We start from the raw sequence: 19,801 nt of genomic DNA, 5'->3' as shown, positions 1-19,801 counted from the left end.
ACTCCATGATTCATTTTTTGCAAGTATCGGCCCGGAAGGCGCTGCTCAGCGCGGCCCTGCTAGCCGCTTCTGCTACGGCCAGCTACGCCCAATTGGGCATCGGCCGCCCGGTAGGACTACGCGTAGTAGACGGCATCATTGCTAAAGTCGATAACCAGATTGTGCTCCGCTCCGACCTCGACGCCATTTACGCGCAGGAAGAAGCCCGCGCCGAAGGCAAGCCCCTGCCGCCGGATACCAAATGCCGCATTCTGCAGAGCCTGGCCCTGAACAAGCTGCTGCTGGCCAAAGCCGAAACCGACTCGGTGGTGGTGGAAGACGCGCAGGTGAAAGGCGAGCTGGACCGTCGGATGGCCTACTTCATTCAGCAGATCGGCTCGGAGAAAAAGCTCGAAGAGTACTACAATAAGCCCGTGAAGCAGCTCAAGGAAGAGCTGCGCACGCAGGTAAGGGAGCAATTGATCCAGCAGAAAATGCAGGAGCAGATTGCCGGCAAAGTGTCGGTAACGCCGCGGGAGGTACGCCAGTTTTTCAGCCGCATGCCCAAGGACAGCCTTCCTTATTACTCCACGGAAGTAGAGATAGGCCAGATTGTGAAGCTGGCGAAAACCAATTCCAAAGCCAAGCAGCAAGCCCAAGCCAAGCTTAATGAGCTGCGCGCCCGCATTGTGGCCGGTGAGGACTTTGCTACCCTGGCCAAGCAATTCTCCCAGGACCCCGGCTCGGCGGTCGAAGGCGGCTACCTCGGCTTCTTTAAGCGCCGGGAGCTGGTGCCCGAATACGAAGCCGCGGCCTTGCGCCTGGAACCCGGCGGCTTGTCGCCCATCGTGGAGTCGCAGTTCGGCTTTCACCTGATTCAGCTGATTGAGCGCAAGGGTGACTCGTTCAGCACCCGGCACATCCTGCTCAAGCCTGAAACCGGCGCCGCCGACACCAACGAAGCGGCCCAGGAGCTGGCCAAATTGCGCCGCCGTATTCTCGGCGACACCATCACCTTCGCCAAAGCCGCCAAGGACCACTCCGACGACAAGCTGACCAGCGGCAACGGGGGCCTGCTCCAGAACCGCCGCGACGCCAGCACCTACTTGCCCCTGGACCAGGTTGACCCGGCCATCTTCTTCACCATTGACACGATGAAGGTGGGTAGCATCACGCCGCCCCTGCCCTACCGTACCGACGATGGCAAGGAAGCCGTGCGGATTCTGTGGCTGAAATCGAACACGCCCCCGCATCAGGCCAACCTCACCGACGACTACCAGAAGATTGCCGCCGCGGCCCTCAACGAAAAGAAAAACAAAGCCCTGGACGCCTGGTTTGCCCAGAACCGCGGCACGGTGTACCTCGAAGTTGATCCGGAGTATTCCGGCTGCCAGCTGCTAAACTCTTCCCTGTAGAAGCTAGAAGTGAGAAGCCAGGAGCGAGAATTATTATTCTCTAACTCCTGGCTTCTGGCTCGTATTTTATTCTGGCTCCTAACTTCTGACTTCTAGTTTCTTTTCCCATATGACATTCGCCTCCGATAAAGAAGCCGCCGACGCGCTGGCCCGGTCCTACCAGAAGCTGCGCCAGGAAATCGGCAAGGTCATTATCGGGCAGGAAGAGGTAGTAGAGCTGGTGCTGACGGCAGTTTTCTCCCAGGGTCACTGCCTGCTGGTGGGCGTGCCGGGCCTGGCCAAAACCCTGCTCATCCAAACCATTGCCGATTCGCTGGACCTCTCCTTTAACCGGGTGCAGTTTACGCCGGACCTAATGCCTTCCGACATTGTGGGCTCGGAAACGCTCAACCAGCAGCGCGACTTCCACTTTGTGCCGGGGCCTATCTTCGCCAACATCGTACTGGCCGACGAAATCAACCGGACGCCACCCAAAACCCAAGCGGCTCTGCTGGAAAGCATGCAGGAATACGCCGTAACGGTAGCCGGTAAGCGCTACCCGCTGCAACGCCCGTTCTTCGTGCTGGCCACCCAGAACCCCATTGAGCAGGAAGGCACCTACCCCTTGCCCGAAGCCCAGCTGGACCGCTTTATGTTCAACATTGAGTTGGGCTACCCCAGTTATGAGGCCGAGCTGCAGATCGTAAAAAACACGACTTCCGACACCAAGCCCACGGTCAGCAAAATTCTGCACGCTGCCGAAATTCAGGCCTACCAGCAGCTGGTGCGGCGCGTACCCGTAGCCGACAACGTGGTGGAGTACGCCGTGAGTCTGGTGCACAAAACCCGCCCGAACACGGGCCGGGCGGCGGCGCGGGCTTCGCAGTTGCTGGAGTGGGGCGCCGGCCCCCGGGCCTCCCAGCACCTGATTGTTGGCGCCAAGTGCCACGCCCTGCTCCACGGCAAATACTCCCCCGACATTGAGGACGTGAAAGCCGTAGCCCTGCCCATCCTACGCCACCGCTTGGTGCGCAACTTCAAAGCCGAGGCCGAAGGCGTTACCGTTGAGCAGATCGTAAAAGAACTCCTTTGATTACTTACTACTTAAGAAGTAGCAAGTAAGGGTTATGCTTTCAGCACATGAAGCGGGGAGCGTTAATTCTTCTTTCACTACTTATTAATTCTCACAGAAATGGAAGCAGCCGGGTACTACCAGCAATTTGAGCGCAACCTCGAAATCATTTTGAGCGGCCTGGAGGCTGGCCTGGATATTCGCCCGACGGCGCTTGGCACCTCGTTGCCGCTGGAGGTCTACGTGCTGAGCGAGGTGCTGAACCAGGGCGGCGGCCAGTTTCGCCTGACTACGGAAAGCGCCTTGGAGCGCCTGCGCGAGTTCTACACCCAGTTCCGCCAGAACGAAGCCGGCACGGAAGCCCTCATGCAGCACATTCTGGCCGACAAGAAAGCCATGATGCGCACGCCGGAAGGCCGTTTGCTCACCAAGGAAATGCTGATTCGCCGGCTAGAGTATTTCAATGAAGCCGCCCGCCAGGTAAACGTCATGCGCAACCAGCACGCCCTGGGCAGCCCGCCCCAATCCCGCTCGGGCGTAGGCGCTGAGCTGCAGAAATAGTAATAGCACGGATTTTTCGGATTACGCGGATTCCGTTCTGCTTTCTTTCAGGCTGTAGCTAGGCCTGTATCACAAAAACAAAAAAGACGCTCCTTGACGGGAACGTCTTTTTTGTTTAGCGGGCAACTACTGCTGTAAATGAAGATGGTAGAACGGAATCCGTGTAATCCGACAAATCCGTCTCAATCCGTGATTCAGGTCATCGAGGCCATTGCTTCCTTCCGAACTTTGGTGTTGCCGTCTTTCGAGTGCTTGAGGTTAAGCTCACCGGCCGGTTCTTGCTTTAAGTGGCTGGGCACCTCGTCGCCGTGCGGGCCTTTGGAAATCGTAACGCCTCCATCGACATAGTAGGTAGCGCCGGTTACGAAGCTGGCTTCATCGGAGGCCAGGAACAGGTACACGTTGGCCACTTCCTCAGGGGTGCCGCGGCGGCCGAGGGGTACGCCCTGCACTGTTAGCTTCTCCATTTTGGCGTTCATCGGGCCGGTTTCCTTGTGGGTCCAGGCCGTGTCAATGGGACCGGGGCCCACAATGTTGGAGCGCACCCCAAACTTGGCTTGCTCAACGGCCACGCCCCGCTGGAAAGCGTGCACAAAGCCCTTGGTGCCGCCGTAAGGTGTGTTCTGAGGCTCGCCCATGTGCCCCGCCTCCGAACCCGCCGACACGATAGTACCGTGAGTCTTTTGGAGGTAGGGAATGGCCGCCCGGGTCATCATGAAATTGGAATAAATATTATTCTTAATCATGTACTCGAAGGCCTCCGTGGGGTACTTGTCGATGGTGGAGACGGTAGGAAAGGCGCCAGCGTTGTTGATTAGAATGTCCAGCTTGCCAAACTCCTCCACGGCCGCTTTCACGCAGGATTTGGCGGTTTCTTCGTAGGAAATGTCGCCAAGGTAGCCAATGGCCCGGCCACCTTCGGCCAGGATTTCGTCCACCACGTCGCGCACCGGGTCGTCGCCGAGGCCTACTACCACAACGGCCGCGCCCTCGCGGGCAAATTTCTTGCTGATGGCTTCGCCGATGCCCGCGCCGCCGCCCGTTACAATGGCTACCTTATTTGCGAGTCTGCCTAACATAGAGAGAAGATGAAAAGGTTGAAAAATAGAATGCAGGTACCTGCCTGAGCTGCAGTAGTTCATTTGCAGGCAGTTAGGTTGCATTTTGAACGACAGACAGGCCCTGGGGTTACCGTGGCCAGTTCGCAAGCGGGGGTAGTTTGGCCTTTGCTAGGCTGTCCGTCGTATTGCTTCCGGCCGTATTGCCCCAAATCATGTACGACGCTGCCCCGCCCCTGCCCAGCCCTGCCGGCGCGCCCTTACTGGCAGCGCGACTAACGCTGCGCCCCTACCTCCCCGCCGATGCTGCGGACTTTTTCCACCTAATTCAGGACAACAGGCTCCGCCTGCGGCCGGCCTTTCCGGCCCGCGAGGCCAGCGTGCAAACGCCCGCCGATGCCGAGCAGGTGCTGGCGCAGTTCCGGCAGGACTGGGCTGCCGGCCGCCTCTACGTGCTGGGCATCTGGCACACCACTACCGGTCAGTACCTGGGCGACATTAGCTTAAAACCCAACTGGACCGCTCCCGTCACGCTGGAAATTGGCTACTACCTCGCCGCCGCCGCCGAAGGCCACGGCTACGCCCGTGAGGCGCTGGCAACGGTCGTGGAATTCGGCTTTGGCTCCCTGCGGGCGGCTCGGCTGCTTATCCGCTGCCGCACCAATAACCCCCGCAGCTGCGCCGTGGCCGAGGCCGTAGGGTTTCAGCAGTTGGCCCCGCGCCCCCGGCCCTGGCCGTTGCGGTCCTTGGCGCCCTCCGATATTCGGTACTACCACCTCAGGCGCGAGTAAAGTAATAAGGCCGGAAGCTGACGGCGGTAGTTGGGCTCAACTTGTTCAGCGGTTCAGCTAGTCTTCCCGCTTGAGCGTTGTGAGCAGGAAGCTTTGGTTGAAGTTCAGGTACAGGGCAAAGGAGAAGTCAAACAGCCCGTTGTTCAGGTCATAGAGCGGCTCGAAACGCGTCGTCAGGATAACATTGCCCGGTAGGCGGTAGTCGCGCAGCACCCGCAGAATCAGTAGCTGCCGCTGCTTTTCGGTGTAGTCGGGGTCCGCCACGGATACGGACACGGATTGGTAGAGCCGTCCGCCAATGGGGGAAATGTAGCCGCTGCCCTGCCAGTAGGCCAGCTGCAGGTTGGAGAGGCGCGTATCAAGGCCCGCGTTCAGGTACAAGCCTGTACCGCGGGCGAAAGGCAGCACCCGGGTAAAAGAGTAATCAGTAAAGTACGTGACGTAGCCATCGAAATGCGCGGCCTGCACTAGGTGGTAAGCCAACGCTCGGCGGACTCGCACCCCGGTTGCTACGTTGAACAGGGTTTGCAGGGGCTTGTCAATGGTATCCAGCTGGCCGCCGCGGTGGGTAGCCGTGAACTGAAACGGCAGCTTCAGCAGCCAGCCGGCTGAGTCAGCGAGCAGGGCGTGCTCGGCGCTGAGGCCGCCGGCTACCTCCTCCTGAAAGTTGCTGAACCGGTACTGCTGCCGCTGCCAATTCACCCAGGCATCCAGGCGGGAGCGAGGGGCTTGGTACAGGTACTGCACGCCTTCCTCTAAGCGGTTGGTAATGACCCGCTCAAAGTCAAACATCGGCTCGATGTAGCCGTGGTTCAGATGCCCTTCCAGGTTACCGAAAAGGATGTTGTGGTAGCCCTGCCGGTACTTCAGCGTGAACAGGGGCCGTACTTGCTGAAACCGGGGAGTCCCGTAATCTTTCCAGAGGAACACCCCGGCCTCCAACCGCAGGTTGGCCGATGGAAAATAGACCAGCCGGGGTGCTAGCTGAGCCCCGAAATACGTGAGGCCCGGATCAATTTTGTTGAAGTACTCGTTGTCCTTATTAAATAAAAACCCTTGCACATCTAGGCGCAGCTGCCGCTCGTAAGCGGGGCCCAGCGGCAACGGGTACTGGAATGCTCGGTTATCGAGCTGAGCCAAGCTCACGGATATGTTACCGAGTCCGGCTACCAACGTCAGTATCAGGAAGGTAGAAAAACGGGTGTTTCCCAAAAATTTTAGCACAGGAAAATCATCCTAAACTCAACGAATTTTTTTAGCATTGCGGGCACAAAATATAGCCCAGCCGCGTTACTACTAGCCGACCCGAAAAGGGCCCGGCACTGTAGCCTGAGCCGGTCGGCTACCCACGTATGGGAGCCGACCAAAAAGGGCTACATTCACCAAACCTAAGCATTTCCAAACAACCCCTCCTATAGTATGGCTGCAACCACTGACAAGGCCGTCAACGCCAATGCCGAGAAAATGAAAGCCCTCCAGCTGACCCTGGATAAGCTAGACAAGAACTACGGCAAAGGCACCGTAATGAAGCTCAGCGACAACAAGGTGATGGACGTCGAGGTCATCAGCACCGGTTCGCTAGGCTTGGATATTGCCCTGGGTGTAGGTGGCTTGCCCAAAGGCCGCGTAATTGAAATCTACGGCCCGGAATCGTCGGGTAAGACCACGCTGACGATGCATGCCATTGCCGAAGCCCAGAAAAAGGGTGGCATTGCGGCCTTCATCGACGCCGAGCACGCCTTCGACCCGCTGTACGCCAAGAAGCTCGGCATCGACACCGAAAACCTGCTCATCGCGCAGCCCGATAATGGCGAGCAAGCTCTGGAAATTGCCGACCAGCTGATTTCCTCGGGTGCCATCGACATCATTGTAATTGACTCCGTTGCTGCCCTGGTGCCGAAAGGCGAACTGGAAGGCGACATGGGTGACTCCAAGGTGGGCCTGCACGCTCGCTTAATGTCGCAGGCGCTGCGTAAGCTCACCGGTACCATCAACAAAACCGGCTGCTGCTGCATCTTCATCAACCAGCTGCGTGAGAAAATCGGGGTTATGTTCGGCTCGCCCGAAACGACTACCGGTGGTAACGCCCTGAAGTTCTACGCTTCGGTTCGCCTCGACATCCGTCGGATCGGCCAGATCAAAGAAGATAAGGACAACGTGACGGGTAACCGCACCAAGGTGAAGGTGGTGAAGAACAAGGTAGCGCCGCCCTTCAAGGTGATTGAGTTCGACATTATCTACAACGAAGGCATTTCCAAAGTAGGCGAGATTCTGGACTTGGGCGTTGACATGGGCATCATTGCCAAGTCAGGCTCCTGGTTCTCCTACGATGGCAACCGCCTGGGCCAGGGCCGCGAAGGAGTGAAAACCATCCTGCAGGACAACCCTGACCTGGCCGACAAAATCGAAGCTCAAATCCGGGCTATGGTGAAAGGTGAGCCGGAAGCTGCTTTGGCCGCTATTCCGGAAGACCGCTCCACGGATGAGGACGATGATGCCGCTGACCTGTAAGACTTTCTGAAGTCTGTTGCTAAAAAGCCCCGCCAGAAATGGCGGGGCTTTTTTATTACCTGGCAGTCAGGGGACTAAGCTAGGCCGTAACACAGCCATGAGGTCGGCGAAAGCAAAGCCGGCGGCTGCCTACTCAGGGGGCTACTGTTTTCAGGCTGGCTATTTCTTGTGCTGTTATAATCCGATTATCTTTGCTGGCACCCCATTTGAGTAGGCACCGGCTACACCCTCATTTTGCCGCTTTTACATGATTCGCCGCTGGCTTCTGTTTCCTGTACTTGCGCTGCCGCTGGCAGCGGTCCTCACTGCTTTTGGCCCTTCCGCTGAACCCACGCGCAACGTCCCGAACTCCAGCTTTGAGCGCGGCGAAGTGCTTCAGTACAAAGTCCACTACGGACTCATCAACGCTGCCGAGGCCACCATTGAGGTAGATGACGCCGTGCACCGCATCAATGAGCGACCTTGCTACCGAGCCACCGTCACGGGCCGAACCTTAGGTTCTTTCGATTATTTCCTCCGGATTCGGGACACCTGGCGCTCTTACATTGACACCACCAGCATCCTACCCCAGCGCTTCTTCCGCAACATTGAGGAAAAGAGCTACCGCAAGCGCGAGACGATAGACTTCGACCACCAGCGCGACATTGCCAGCGTGGAAAGTCATAAGAAAGACAAGAACGACGTAAAAAAGGGCACGTTTAAAACGCCCAATAACGTGCAGGACTTAGTCAGCGGCTTTTATTTCCTGCGCACCCTTAACTACGACCAGCGCCGGCCCGGCGAGGTCATCAAGGTTCAGGGCTTCTTCGACAACGACGTCTTTAACATGGACGTGATATACAAGGGCCGGGAAACGGTGGAAACCAAAGCGGGCGTCATCCGCGCCATTCGCCTGGTCCCGAAAATGCCCAGTAATAAGCTCTTTAAAGGAGAAAACGCCATTTCGGTGTACCTCTCCGACGACCGGAACAAAGTGCCGGTACTGATTCAGGCGGAAATGTTCGTGGGCTCCGTAAAGGTGGACATGTACAAGTACAAAGGCCTCCGAAACCGACTGAATCTGGTGGCAACAAATTGATGCTTTTGTGAAGCGGCTCCCGTTGGGGGCCGCTTTTCTTTTTAGTGCTATTCTCAGTCCGACTCCTTTCTACCTGATGCAGACTACCTTAGCTTCTCGACGTCGCCCTGTCTTGTTACCGCCACGGCCGGTAGCTACCCCGGTCAGCCCCAAGCCGGCGGGTTCTCTGGTCGACTTCGTGTGGCCAATTCCACTGCCGGCGCCTACCTCACCCCGGGCCGCTGGTAATGAAAACGTAATACGCCGGGCCCGGCGGCCCGCGGTACTTTTGTCTTCGCGCATTCTGTTTTACCCCAAACCACCTCGTCCTGTGCAGCCAACCGCCACCCCTAATGCGTACAAAATCCTGGTAGTCGATGACGATCCGGACATCGTGGAACTGCTGGAGTACAACCTGCGCAAGGAAGGCTACGAGGTAGCCAGCGCCCCCGACGGCCGCAAGGCCCTGGAAGTAGCCCCGCAATTCGGCCCCGACATCATCCTGCTCGATGTGATGATGCCCCACCTCGACGGCATTGCCGCCTGCCGCCAACTGCGGGAGCTACCCCGCTTCAAGGATACCTACATCATCTTCCTGACGGCCCGGGCCGAGGAGTTTTCGGAGGTAGCCGCCTTTGAGGCCGGCGCCGACGACTTCATTGCCAAGCCCATCAAGCCCCGGGCCCTGCTCAGCCGCCTAGCCGCCTTCGTGCGCCGCGACAAAGACCCGCAGGTACAGCTGGACACCATCGAAATTAACGGGCTCAAAATTGACCGCACGGGCTTTGCCGTGTATCAGGAGGGCCGCAAAATTTCGCTGCCTAAAAAGGAGTTTGAGCTGCTGGCGTTCCTGGCCGCTTCCCCCCACAAAGTATTCGGTCGCGACGAGCTACTCCAAAATATCTGGGGCAACGACGTGTTCGTGCTGGCCCGCACCGTGGATGTGCACGTGCGCAAAGTGCGGGAGAAAGTCGGCGACCATCACATCCAAACCATCAAAGGCGTCGGCTACAAATTCAACACGGACAACTAAGTGAGCTGGTGAAATGGTGAAATGGTGAGTTTGATGTTCCGCTAGCCCACTTGCGCAGTGTGCGCAGGTAGAACATCAAACTCACCATTTCACCAGCTCACTCGCTCACCACTTCACCCCATGCGGTTTACCATTTCCTCGCGCGCTATTGCCGTTATCCTGTCCTTGCTGGTAGCGGCTGTGCTGACCACCTTGGTGTGGGTGGCTCCTACCTTGCCCATGCGCGAAGGAGTTTTGGCCGCTGGCATTACCATAGCGGCGTGTTTTCTGCTGTTGTACCTGATGTTTGAGGCCCTGATTTTCCGCGAAATCAATACCCTCTACGAAGGCCTGGAGCACATCAAGCGGAAGGAGTTTCGGCGCATGTCAAACAAGTTTCTGTTTCGACCGGAGCCGCTGAAGCGGATGCGCGACGAAATTCTGGACATGGCCCAGCGCAAGCAGCAGGAAATTGACGAGCTCAAGCGCCTGCAGGTGCTGCGGCGGGAGTTTCTGGCCGATGTATCGCACGAATTGAAAACCCCGATTTTCGCGGCCCAGGGCTTTGTGCATACTATTCTTGACGACGAGGACATTGACGAGCACACCCGCAAGAAATTTCTGCAGAAAGCCGCTACCAGCCTCGACGCCCTAGATTCCCTGGTGCAGGACTTGGTTACCATCTCCCAGCTCGAAAAAGGGGTAGTGCGTATGCGCCGCCAGGTGTTTGATATTACCCAGCTCGTGCTCGACATTTTTGAGCAGCTGGAGCTAAAGGCCGCCCGCCGCAACGTGACGCTGGCACTGGCCCCGCCGCCGCAGCCAAACACGGGCCTGCGCGTACTGGCCGACCGCAACCGCATCCGGCAAGTGCTGATCAACCTGATTGACAACGCCATCAAGTACGGCCGCGAAAATGGGCACGTAACGGTAGCCGTGGCAGAAAGCGGCAAGGGAGTACGCATCAGTGTGCAAGACGACGGGGAAGGAATTCCGAAGCAGCACCAGAACCGCATTTTTGAGCGTTTCTACCGCATTGATAAAAGCCGCAGCCGTGAGTCGCGGGAGGCCGGCGGCTCGGGCCTGGGTTTGGCCATCAGCAAGCACATTGTGGAGGCGCACCGCTCCACTATTCGGGTGCACAGCGAGGTAGGCCAAGGCACGACTCTGGAGTTCAAGCTGCCCAAGCCCCGGGCGGCGGCCACGGCGCTGGCTGCAAATGCCACGTAAGAAGTGAGTACCTTTGCAGCTCTTTATGAAGCTGCCCAATTTCACCGACCTGATTCTGTTTGAGGACGAGGACTTCGTCATCATCAACAAGCCTCCTTTCTTGGCCACGCTCGACGAGCGGTTTGGCGGGGCCGTCAACATTCTGCGCCTGGCGCGGGAACACTACGACGATATTCAGGCCTGCCACCGCCTCGACAAGGAAACCAGCGGCGCTTTGGCCCTGGCCAAAAACCCGGCGGCCTACCGCCACCTGGCCATGCAGTTCGAGAACCGCGAGGTAAAGAAGGTATACCACGCCGTAGCCTGGGGCGTGCACGACTACGATGGCTTGCGCGTGGACCGCAGCATTGAAACCACTACCAAGGGCAAGGCCCGCCTGGCCTTCAAGGGCAAACCAGCCGTAACGCTGGTGCGCACGCTGGAAGCCTACGCCCGCCACACCCTGCTGGAGTGCCAGCCCATTACCGGCCGCATGCACCAGATCCGGCTGCACCTGGCGTACCTGCAAGCGCCCATCGTGGGCGACGGCATGTACGGCGGGGAGGACTTTTTCCTCTCAACGCTCAAGAAGAAGTTTAACATGAAGCAGGGCGAGGAGGAGCAGCCGTTTATCAAGCGGTTTGCCTTGCACGCGGCCCAGCTCACCTTCGCGAAGATGGATGGCGAGCAAGTAACCATTGAAGCCCCCTACCCCAAGGATTTTCGCGTACTGGTTGATACGCTACGGCAGTATCGGTAGGTGCGGTAGTTACGCATAAAAAGGGCGACTCCTGACCGGGAGCCGCCCTTTTTGCTGAACAGGTTACAGCTTCTGGAAGATGGCAATACGCACGGAGTCGGCGGTGGGCTTGCGGCGGTTGCGGGGCATGGCGGCCAGCCACCGCAGCCGGTACTGGGGGTCCTTGCGCAACACGTCAAACGGCACTTGGCCTTCCATTACGGCGTACCAATCGTCCCAGAAGATTAGCGTGCCGCTGGGCAGCGGCCAGCTCTGCTCGCGCACGGCGGGCATCAGGCTGTGCCGCGCCCCGAATGGGTCAGTTTGTAAAGGCAGGGCCAGGTAGGGATGCTGGAACACAACGTGGGGCAGAGCGCCCTGGCGCAGGGCCCAGCGGGCCGCGGCGTCGGCCAGCAACTGGTCGGAGGGGCGGCCAAAGTCCCGCTCCCACCGGAACGCCGCCCGGGCCCCGCAGAACAGAAAGCCAATAACGGCTACGACCAGGCCCACCCGAATCCGGCGCCGCACTACCTCGGTGCGCCCTATTCCAGTGATAACGCCTACCCCGCGCAAGGCAATCAAACTTACCAAGGGCACCACGCAGCACAGCACCCGGGTAAGCCCAAACGACCCGAAGATGCCGAAGGTCCAGAAGATGGTATGGGCTCCGATGAAAACAACCACGCTGCCGTACACCAGCAGCAGCTCGGCCGTAAACTTCTCGGGCCGCAACCGAGCCGCTGGCTTAGCCCATTCCCAGAGCATGCGCAAACCTCCTATCCAGAACAGGCCGTACAGTACCCAGCCCACCGTATGGGGCAGGCTGATAATAAAATGGGACCATTGCCCCTGACCGTAGCTTTCATTCCGGACGGGGTAGGCGTTGTGGGTAAACACCCACAGAAAGTCCTGATACACAAACAGCCCGGCCACCCCATACGCCCCAAAGCCCAGTCCCAGCCAGGGCAGCGCCCGCCAGTTTCGGGTTATCAGCAAATAGAAGCCATACACGCCCAGGAGAATAAAGCCCTCGGAGCGGGCGAATGGCAGCAGGGAAATAACGGCCGCTCCTAATCGGGCTTGGCCCTGTAACGCCAGGGTCACGCTGGCTATCAGCACGAGGCTGAAAAGTGGCTCAGTCAGCCCCGAAAACTGAATGCGGAAGTAATCGGGGGAAGCGTAGCAGAACAGAATAGCCAGCCAGGGCCAGGGCAGCCGCAAGGTGCGGGCGGCCCCATACGCAAACCAAGCCGCCGCCGCTACCAACAGACATTGGAGTACCATTACCCCGCGTAGCCCCCAGTGGGCCGGAACCGCCATCAGCTCCACTACCAGCGGCTTGGACCACGACTCCAGAAAGTTGATAGGATGCTGAAAGGCGTAGCGGGCGTAGAGGTAATGGTTGATACTGTCGCCGGAATCGTAGGTGCCTTCCGTAACAAAGACCGTAAGCAGCGACACCAGCAGCAAGGCCAACAGCAGCGCGTAGGCTGGCCGATCGTTTGGGGGTGGGGCAACAGCCGCTGCCGGAGATGAAGTAGACGGTAGCATAGTGGGCGCAAAAGTACGCAGCGGCAATGGGCAGGCCACTCTGCAAGTGTTTCAGAGACAATAATTAGCCCCCCGCTTGAATATTCGGGGAAAGACGGTAACTTTGTGTCCGTTTTCCCCGAACCCTGTTCGGCTTCTTCTTCATTTTCAAACGCTTATCCTCCTCCCCAATGGATCATCTGAGCTTCAAGACGGTATCCGTCAACAAAGCCAACGCCAACAAGGGCTGGGTTGTGGTTGACGCCGCCGACGCTACCCTGGGTCGTCTGGCCAGCCAAATTGCCAACATGTTGCGTGGCAAGCACAAGCCCTCCTTCACGCCCAACTCGGATTGTGGCGACAACGTCATCGTCATCAACGCCGACAACCTCCGCGTGACTGGCAAAAAGATGACCGACAAAATCTACATCACCCACTCGGGCTACCCCGGCGGTCAGAAGCGCATTAACCTGCGCGACAAGAAAGCCAAGGACTCGACCCGTGTGATTGAGCACGCCGTTCGGGGCATGCTGCAGGGCAACAAGCTGGGCGCGGAGCAGTTCCGCAACCTGTTCGTGTACGCCGGCACTAGCCACCCCCACGAAGCTCAGCAGCCCAAAGCTGTTTCTTTCACGAATCTCTAAGCCGATTTCGGCCTCTCTTAACTTCTTCACTTAATGGAAATCTCCAATACCTCTGGTAGAAGAAAAACCTCGGTGGCCCGCATTTACATGCAGGCCGGGCAAGGGAATATCACTATCAACGGCCGGGACATCAAGGCGTACTTCGCCAATGAGCTCCTGGAAAACATCGTGAACCAGCCCTTGGCGACGGTCGAGCAAGTCGGCCAGTACGACATCAAGGTAAACGTGCGCGGTGGTGGCATTTCGGCGCAGGCCGAGGCTATCCGTCTGGCCATCTCGAAAGCCCTGGTGGGCGACAACGCGGAGGTTCGCCCCGCGCTGAAGAAAGAAGGCTTCCTGACCCGTGACCCGCGCATGGTGGAACGTAAGAAATTCGGCAAGCGCAAAGCGCGTCGCTCGTTCCAGTTCTCGAAACGCTAATCCCAGAGGAAATCTATCATGGCTCAGTCCACCACATATAAAGAACTGCTTGATGCCGGTGCCCACTTTGGTCACCTTACGCGCAAGTGGGACCCGAAAATGGCGCCGTACATCTTCATGGAGAAGAACGGCATCCATATCATTGACCTGAACAAAACCCTGGTTTCGCTGGAGCAGGCTTCGGCCGCCATCCGTAACATTGCCAAGAGCGGCCGCAAGGTGATGTTCGTGGCAACGAAGAAGCAGGCGCAGGAAATTGTAACGGAAGAGGCCAAGCGCCTGAAAATGCCTTTCGTAACGGACCGGTGGTTGGGCGGCATGCTCACCAACTTCACTACCGTTCGCAAGTCGCTGAAGAAAATGAGCACCATCGACAAGATGGTAAAGGAAAATACCGCTTACGCTGCTCTTGCAAAGCGCGAGCGTCTCATGCTGTCGCGTGAGCGGGAGAAGCTGGAGCGTGTTCTGGGTGGCATCGCCGACCTGAGCCGCCTGCCCGCTGCTCTGTTCGTAGTAGACGTGAAGCGCGAGCACATTGCCGTGAAAGAAGCCCAGAAACTGGGTATTCCGGTATTTGCTATCTGCGATACGAACTCGAACCCCGAGCTGGTTCAGTTCCCTATCCCGGCTAACGATGACGCTTCGAAGTCGATCCAGCTCATCGTGAGCGTAATGGGTAAGGCTATCGAGGATGGTCTGTCGGAGCGGAAAGTCGACAAGGAAGACGCCGACAAGAAGCAAGCCGAAGAAGAAGGCATCCAGGAGAAGCAGAACGCCGACGAATAGTCTTGGAGGAAGTAGAAGCTAGGAGCTAGAAGTTAGAATCTGTGATGCCGGCCACTTGCCCATTCAGTTCTGACTTTTGGCTCCTAGCTTCTTTACGTTCCTTCCTAACCCTCTCATTTCATTCTAACTACTAGCTTCTAGCTACTAACTCCCAAAGAAATGGCAGCAATTACCGCCGCAGACGTAAACAAGCTGCGCACCATGACGGGTGCGGGCATGATGGATTGCAAAAAAGCACTGACCGAAGCCGATGGCGACTTCGAGGCTGCTCGTGACATTCTGCGCAAGCAGGGCCAGAAAATTGCTGATAAGCGTTCGGAAAACGCTACCTCGGAAGGCCTTGTGCTGGCTGCGGTAAGCGAAGATGGCACCAACGGCAAACTGGTAGCACTGGCTTGCGAAACGGAGCCCGTTGCCAAAGTAGAAGACTTCAAAAACCTGGCTCAGCAGATTCTGGCTACGGCCGTGAAAAGCAATGCTTCCTCGAAAGAAGAGCTGCTGGCTTCGGCCCAGGAAGATGGCCGTTCCCTGCAGGAGCACATCACCGACCTGATGGGCAAAATCGGGGAGAAGCTGGACGTAGTGGCTTACGAGAACGTAACGGCCGAGAAGGTCGCTTCCTATATCCACTCAGATAACAAGAAGGGCGTTCTGGTAGCTATGAAGAACGTGGGTGGCGCCGACGTGGCGGCCGTAGGCCGCGACGTCGCCATGCAAATCGTGGCCATGCGTCCGGTTGCTCTTGACAAAGATGGCGTTGACGCTGCTACCATTGAGCGCGAAATCGAAATCGGCAAAGAGCAGGCTCGTTCGGAAGGCAAGCCCGAGGCGATGCTGGAGAAAATTGCTCAGGGCAAGCTGAACAAGTTCTACAAGGAGAACACCCTGCTCAACCAGGAGTTCGTGAAGGACAACTCGGTGACCATCGCCCAGCTGCTCGACAAGACGCAGAAAGGCCTGACCATCTCGGACTTCAAGCGCGTAGCCATTGTAGGCTAAGCTCTGCGCAAGCTCTAAATCATAAAAAGCCCCGTCGGTTAATTCCGGCGGGGCTTTCTGTTGTTCCATATATTACTCATGCTACCCTCCGTGCATGAGCATACGGTAGGCCCGCACGCGCGCCTCGGCGTTCTGGCGGATGTTATAGTAGAACAGAGAGTAATCAGCAATATGGAAGGAGTGCCGCAGTTCGGAGCGGCCGGGCAGCAGGAAGCGGGGGTAGCCGGGGCGCACGGTCGGGTGAATCCAGACGAGGCCGTTGTGAACTTTGGCATCGACTACGCGCTTGTCGACCCCACTGAAGGTATAGGGTACGCCGCCGAGATTTAGACGGGCGGGGGCGGTAGCCGTATCCCGGGTCCAGGTGAGCGGGTTTACGGCCACGCCGCCCTGGAAGGGGGGGTACTCGTGGCCCCACTCCACGGTGTTCCAGCCCACATAGCAGCCGGTTTGGGTAGAGTCATCGCAGGGGCGCAGGACTTGGTATTCCTCGGGCTTTACTTTGAAGCCAATGAGGTAGGCGGCCACTAATTGCTTGCGCAGCTTGGGATTCTGGTCGAAAAACTCCCGTAGCAGCCGCGTGGCGTGAAAGGTGCCCTGGCTGTGGCCGGCAATGATAACGGGGCGACCCTGGTTGTAATGGTCGAGGTAGTATTGAAAAGCCGTTTTTACGTCGCTATACGCCAGGTCCAGGGCCTCCTTGCCGTTCGTGCTTTTCTCATCGAAAAAGGAAAATAGCGTGGCCTGCCGGTAGCGCGGGGCGTACACGCGGGCCGTGCTGTTAAATACAGAGGCCTGCTTACGAATGGTGCTGGCGTCGGTGAAGCGGTTTACGCGCGCATCGGTTAGGCTGGCGTTCCACTGGGCCCGGCTGTAGTAAGTGGTAGGGTGCACGAAGAACACGTCCACGGGCGCGTCGCGCTGTTGGTTGCGCAGCAAGGTGTGGCGCGGCACTAGGTCGGCGGAGTCGCGGCGGTCAGGCAGCGCGGCCCAGTTATCCTCCATACGGTAATCAGGGGCTTCCGGCTCGGGCTTGCGGGCAAAGTCTTTCCCGGGCTTAAGTACCGTAATACAAGAAGCGAACGTCAGCAGAACGGCTAGCGTGGGTAAACGAAACAGAGGGGTAAGCATTAGGTAACAAGAGAATCCGGGCGGTAAAAACACCAACGCGCGCTTCTCGTTGCAGGAAGCGCGCGTTGGGGAGGCAAAAATAAGCAGGAAAAGCCGCTAGGCTAGATGACTTCCGCCGCGGGACTTGGGGGCAGCTATTCGCTAAAGGTGTTTTCCAGCAGCCGCTCCTGGCGCAGGTACACGATTTTAAAGTTTTTGTCGAAGCGTACCCGCACCTGCGCCGTGGTTTGCTGGCGCTTCTGCAGAGACTGACGCAGGGCTGAGCTTTTTTCGACAAAGGTTACTACCCGGGAGCCGTCGTTTACGGGCGGGCTCACCTTTAAACTGCCCGGTTCGATGGTTGTCTGCCCCTCCAGAAACTCCGGGAAGTGCGACTTTTCCAGCTCAGCGGTAATGGCAGCGGGGCTTGTGTTTTGCTGCAAGTAAAAACGCTCTACCCGGGGCGCAAAATAGGTAGCAGCCGAAAAGGGCGCGGCCTGCAAATCGGCGTAATAGTTCTGCAATACCGACTCAATGCGCGCCTGGGCGGCACTTTCATCCACAGCCGGGGCGGCAGGAGGCGCAGTTTGCTCCGTGGGGGTACCGGCGGGCTGCGCTACTGAATCGGTAGCGGGGCTAGTAACGGGCGGGGCCACGGGAGCCACCCGAATGGTTTCGGGCGCGGCGGCCGGAGGCAAGTCAATCTGCTCCGACTGAGGGCCTTCTTCGGGCCGAGTTGCTAACGAATCGGCGGCCGTTAGCGTCGTGCTGGTTAGGCGCTCCGAGTCCTGTTTGCCCAGCATCAGGTAGGCCACCAGGGCGAGCAAGGCCAGAATGCCTCCCACAATCAGGATGGTACCGAGCGGACTTTTGGGCGGGGCTACGTACGGCTCATCTTCTACCACCTCGCCCTCCCCTACTGCCGGAATGGGAGGCACGAAGGCGTCGTCGCGGGTAGGAGATGAACCGGGGCGGCCAGCCTCCAAGGGGTGCGACAAACCGGGAGTAGTCGTTGGAGGCGCGGGCGGCTCGGCCACGTAAGCGGTGTGCAAGGGCCGCGAGGTGGTAACGGGCGGCAGCAGCGGATCTTCCACGGGGCCGCTACCCGTAGTAAACGGCGGCACGTGCGGGGCGGCCCCCGCTGGGGGTGTCATGGGCACGGGTTGGCTATACGGAGCAGTTGGGGGCGGCGAGGCCAGCGGAGAAGCCGGGGTAGGAACCGGGGGCACGGGCGCTGCGGGTGTCATGGGTACTACCGGGGCCGTGGGGGTAGCCGGCGGGATGGAGGGGACCGGTGGAGCGGCCGGGGTGGCAGTAGCCCCCGCCGACTCACTGAACAGCAGCTTCTTTTTCAGCGTTTCAAACTCCTGGGGCGTGATGGTGCCCGCATCGAGCCACTCCTTGAGCTGGCGCAGGGTATCGAGGGGAGAAGGGTCTTTTTCCATGGCAGAAGAGAGGTAGCAGGCGGCAGAAAAGGCCCCTATTTCCGGTCGAGGTTAGTGAGACGGGCGCGACGGCGCTCCAACTGCGCTTTACGCAATTCAGTGAGCCGAGCGTTGTCGAGGAGCTTTACGGAGTCCTCGGCCGACTTGAGCTTGTTGTCAGCATTTTGCTTTTTGAGCTGCTCAATCTTCTCCAGGTTCGACTTGGTGTTGTTGGCCAGGCTCGTACGCTCTTTCTCGAGCTTTTCCTTTTCCTTCTCGGCGGCGGTCAGCTGCTTTTCCGCTTCGGCAATTTGCTCGCGGTAGGCTTTGGTGCGCGCGGCAGCCGCAAAGCTCTGGGTAATGGTGCGCAGGGAGCTGAACTCGGAGGGAGTGCCGGAAGCCGACAGAAAGGAGTCGGGGCCCATGGCGGCCCATACGGACAGCTCCGATACCGTGTCGGAGGGTGAGGTAACGGTGGAATACAGGTCGAGCAGCTTGCCCGTAACGCTGGACATGGGCACTTGTTTGGCCTCAAGCACGTCTTTCTTGCCTACCCCGAACACGCCGGAGCCTTTCAACTTGATGTTGTACGTATCCTTAAGCCAGGCCTGCCAGTAGTCGCGGGTCCATTGGGCGGTGCCTTCCACCTGCACCTTCACCGCGTCCCGCTCCCGCTTGTCGTAGTTTACGCTACTGGTGCGCGCATCGTAAAGCTGGGCGTGGGTAGCGGCCGGGGCCAGCAGCACCGCCAGCAGGAAGCAAAAGCCGAAAAATCGTTTCATAGAAAGCAAGGCAAGGGGTAGAGAAGAGAACTAACAAACGACGGAATTACCCGTCAGGGGGCCGGTTATCAGATACCGTGCCGGTCGAAGGCAGCCTGCAAATCCTGCTGCATGGCCCCGAAGCGCTGCACGGCGGCCTGAATAAAGTCCTGGTCGAGCAGCAGGTGGATATCCTCCTCGCCGGTCAGGTCCAGCTCACTCACCTTATAAGTTTGCTCCAGCGGGCCTTTTTCCAGCTTGATCAGGTACTTCCCATTCCAGCTGAAGAGCGTGATTTTAACCTCGGGGTGCGGAATAATGGCGAGCTGGCGCATGGCAAACAATACGTAAATGGGCGGCACGAAGATAGGTAGGGGCCAGTAACCCGGGGCAGTAGCTCAGCATAACCCGGCCTTAGCCGGCGCGTATAGTTTGGCAGCAGCCTCAGCCTAATCATCTCACCCTCAAGATACTTGCATCATGCCACAAGGAGATAAATCGGCCTACACCGACAAGCAAAAGCGGAAGGCAGAGCACATCGAAGAAAGCTACGAGAAGCGCGGCCTTTCGGAGGAGGAAGCCGAAAAGCGCGCCTGGGCCACCGTAAATAAGCAGGATGGCGGGGGCAAAAAAAGCGGCTCCGGTCGCAAAAAGTCCGGCGAGTAGCTCTTCAGCAGCCCATACGGCAGCGGCCCGACTTCCAGTGAAGTCGGGCCGCTGCGGTGTTGCGCCGGCTGGGCCAAG

Annotated in this window: 21 protein-coding genes; 14 read left to right on the top strand and 7 right to left on the bottom strand. The window is 58.4% G+C overall.

From position 1 onward, the window contains the following. Positions 1-5 precede the first annotated feature (5 nt). The 3 genes from IEW18_RS01980 (at position 6) to IEW18_RS01970 (ending at position 3,006) form a co-directional block, all read left to right on the top strand. On the top strand, positions 6-1,394 hold the full coding sequence (locus IEW18_RS01980; RefSeq protein ID WP_229728560.1) for a peptidylprolyl isomerase: 1,389 nt from the start codon (positions 6-8) through the stop codon (positions 1,392-1,394). A 109-nt stretch (positions 1,395-1,503) separates the two neighbouring features. Next, a complete protein-coding gene (locus IEW18_RS01975) occupies positions 1,504-2,466 on the top strand; it encodes an AAA family ATPase (RefSeq protein WP_188556124.1) in 963 nt (320 codons plus the stop codon). A 99-nt stretch (positions 2,467-2,565) separates the two neighbouring features. After that, positions 2,566-3,006, top strand: coding sequence for a hypothetical protein (locus IEW18_RS01970; RefSeq protein ID WP_188556123.1), 441 nt, complete (start codon positions 2,566-2,568; stop codon positions 3,004-3,006). Between the two features lie 194 nt (positions 3,007-3,200). Here IEW18_RS01970 and IEW18_RS01965 read toward each other — a convergent pair whose 3' ends face one another. Further along, positions 3,201-4,085, bottom strand: a complete 885-nt coding sequence (locus tag IEW18_RS01965) for an SDR family NAD(P)-dependent oxidoreductase (protein ID WP_188556122.1) — start codon at positions 4,083-4,085, stop codon at positions 3,201-3,203. Positions 4,086-4,279: 194 nt separating this feature from the next. Here IEW18_RS01965 and IEW18_RS01960 point away from each other — a divergent pair, with 194 nt between their 5' ends. Next, positions 4,280-4,855, top strand: a complete 576-nt coding sequence (locus IEW18_RS01960) for a GNAT family N-acetyltransferase (protein ID WP_188556121.1) — start codon at positions 4,280-4,282, stop codon at positions 4,853-4,855. 57 nt (positions 4,856-4,912) lie between these two features. Here IEW18_RS01960 and IEW18_RS01955 read toward each other — a convergent pair whose 3' ends face one another. Then, entirely contained in the window at positions 4,913-6,079 is a 1,167-nt protein-coding gene (locus tag IEW18_RS01955) for a lipid A deacylase (RefSeq protein WP_229728559.1), read from the bottom strand. Positions 6,080-6,274: 195 nt separating this feature from the next. Between IEW18_RS01955 and recA the strand changes: the two genes are divergently transcribed. From recA to IEW18_RS01930, 5 genes are all read left to right on the top strand, one after another. Beyond that, positions 6,275-7,366, top strand: coding sequence for a recombinase RecA (gene recA / locus IEW18_RS01950; RefSeq protein ID WP_188556119.1), 1,092 nt, complete (start codon positions 6,275-6,277; stop codon positions 7,364-7,366). Positions 7,367-7,613: 247 nt separating this feature from the next. Next, positions 7,614-8,444: a DUF3108 domain-containing protein gene (locus tag IEW18_RS01945; RefSeq protein WP_188556118.1), complete on the top strand. Its 831-nt coding sequence runs from the start codon at positions 7,614-7,616 to the stop codon at positions 8,442-8,444. 310 nt (positions 8,445-8,754) lie between these two features. Beyond that, on the top strand, positions 8,755-9,456 hold the full coding sequence (locus IEW18_RS01940) for a response regulator transcription factor (RefSeq protein WP_229728558.1): 702 nt from the start codon (positions 8,755-8,757) through the stop codon (positions 9,454-9,456). A gap of 120 nt (positions 9,457-9,576) precedes the next feature. Further along, positions 9,577-10,665 (top strand): sensor histidine kinase, encoded by a 1,089-nt coding sequence (locus tag IEW18_RS01935; protein WP_188556116.1) that lies wholly within the window; start codon positions 9,577-9,579, stop codon positions 10,663-10,665. A gap of 25 nt (positions 10,666-10,690) precedes the next feature. Beyond that, positions 10,691-11,404 (top strand): RluA family pseudouridine synthase, encoded by a 714-nt coding sequence (locus IEW18_RS01930; RefSeq protein WP_188556115.1) that lies wholly within the window; start codon positions 10,691-10,693, stop codon positions 11,402-11,404. A 63-nt stretch (positions 11,405-11,467) separates the two neighbouring features. Here IEW18_RS01930 and IEW18_RS01925 read toward each other — a convergent pair whose 3' ends face one another. Then, positions 11,468-12,934 carry a hypothetical protein gene (locus IEW18_RS01925; protein WP_188556114.1) on the bottom strand — a complete coding sequence of 489 codons (1,467 nt, stop codon included), beginning with the start codon at positions 12,932-12,934 and terminating at the stop codon, positions 11,468-11,470. Positions 12,935-13,104: 170 nt separating this feature from the next. Here IEW18_RS01925 and rplM point away from each other — a divergent pair, with 170 nt between their 5' ends. The 4 genes from rplM (at position 13,105) to tsf (ending at position 15,762) form a co-directional block, all read left to right on the top strand. Further along, entirely contained in the window at positions 13,105-13,557 is a 453-nt protein-coding gene (gene rplM, locus IEW18_RS01920) for a 50S ribosomal protein L13 (RefSeq protein ID WP_188556113.1), read from the top strand. Between the two features lie 33 nt (positions 13,558-13,590). Continuing rightward, the gene (gene rpsI, locus IEW18_RS01915) at positions 13,591-13,977 is read left to right on the top strand and encodes a 30S ribosomal protein S9 (RefSeq protein WP_188556112.1); all 387 of its coding nucleotides are present in this window, start codon (positions 13,591-13,593) and stop codon (positions 13,975-13,977) included. Between the two features lie 18 nt (positions 13,978-13,995). Then, positions 13,996-14,763 (top strand): 30S ribosomal protein S2, encoded by a 768-nt coding sequence (gene rpsB / locus IEW18_RS01910; protein WP_188556111.1) that lies wholly within the window; start codon positions 13,996-13,998, stop codon positions 14,761-14,763. A 159-nt stretch (positions 14,764-14,922) separates the two neighbouring features. Then, positions 14,923-15,762, top strand: a complete 840-nt coding sequence (tsf, locus tag IEW18_RS01905; protein WP_188556110.1) for a translation elongation factor Ts — start codon at positions 14,923-14,925, stop codon at positions 15,760-15,762. 81 nt (positions 15,763-15,843) lie between these two features. On the opposite strand, the gene IEW18_RS01900 is transcribed toward tsf, so the two are convergent. The 4 genes from IEW18_RS01900 to IEW18_RS01885 form a co-directional block, all read right to left on the bottom strand. Then, positions 15,844-16,893, bottom strand: a complete 1,050-nt coding sequence (locus IEW18_RS01900; protein WP_188556109.1) for a DUF3089 domain-containing protein — start codon at positions 16,891-16,893, stop codon at positions 15,844-15,846. A 134-nt stretch (positions 16,894-17,027) separates the two neighbouring features. Then, positions 17,028-18,317, bottom strand: a complete 1,290-nt coding sequence (locus IEW18_RS01895; protein ID WP_188556108.1) for an SHOCT domain-containing protein — start codon at positions 18,315-18,317, stop codon at positions 17,028-17,030. Between the two features lie 35 nt (positions 18,318-18,352). Then, positions 18,353-19,078: a hypothetical protein gene (locus IEW18_RS01890; RefSeq protein WP_188556107.1), complete on the bottom strand. Its 726-nt coding sequence runs from the start codon at positions 19,076-19,078 to the stop codon at positions 18,353-18,355. A gap of 68 nt (positions 19,079-19,146) precedes the next feature. Beyond that, entirely contained in the window at positions 19,147-19,419 is a 273-nt protein-coding gene (locus IEW18_RS01885) for a hypothetical protein (protein ID WP_308428035.1), read from the bottom strand. Between the two features lie 118 nt (positions 19,420-19,537). Between IEW18_RS01885 and IEW18_RS01880 the strand changes: the two genes are divergently transcribed. Then, on the top strand, positions 19,538-19,723 hold the full coding sequence (locus IEW18_RS01880; protein WP_188556105.1) for a hypothetical protein: 186 nt from the start codon (positions 19,538-19,540) through the stop codon (positions 19,721-19,723). The last annotated feature ends 78 nt before the right edge of the window (positions 19,724-19,801 follow it).

Source organism: Hymenobacter glacieicola (assembly GCF_014640315.1).
Taxonomy (GTDB): Bacteria; Bacteroidota; Bacteroidia; order Cytophagales; family Hymenobacteraceae; genus Hymenobacter; species Hymenobacter glacieicola.
Note: the sequence above shows the minus strand (reverse complement) of the source record. Positions and strands in the feature narration are given on the sequence as shown.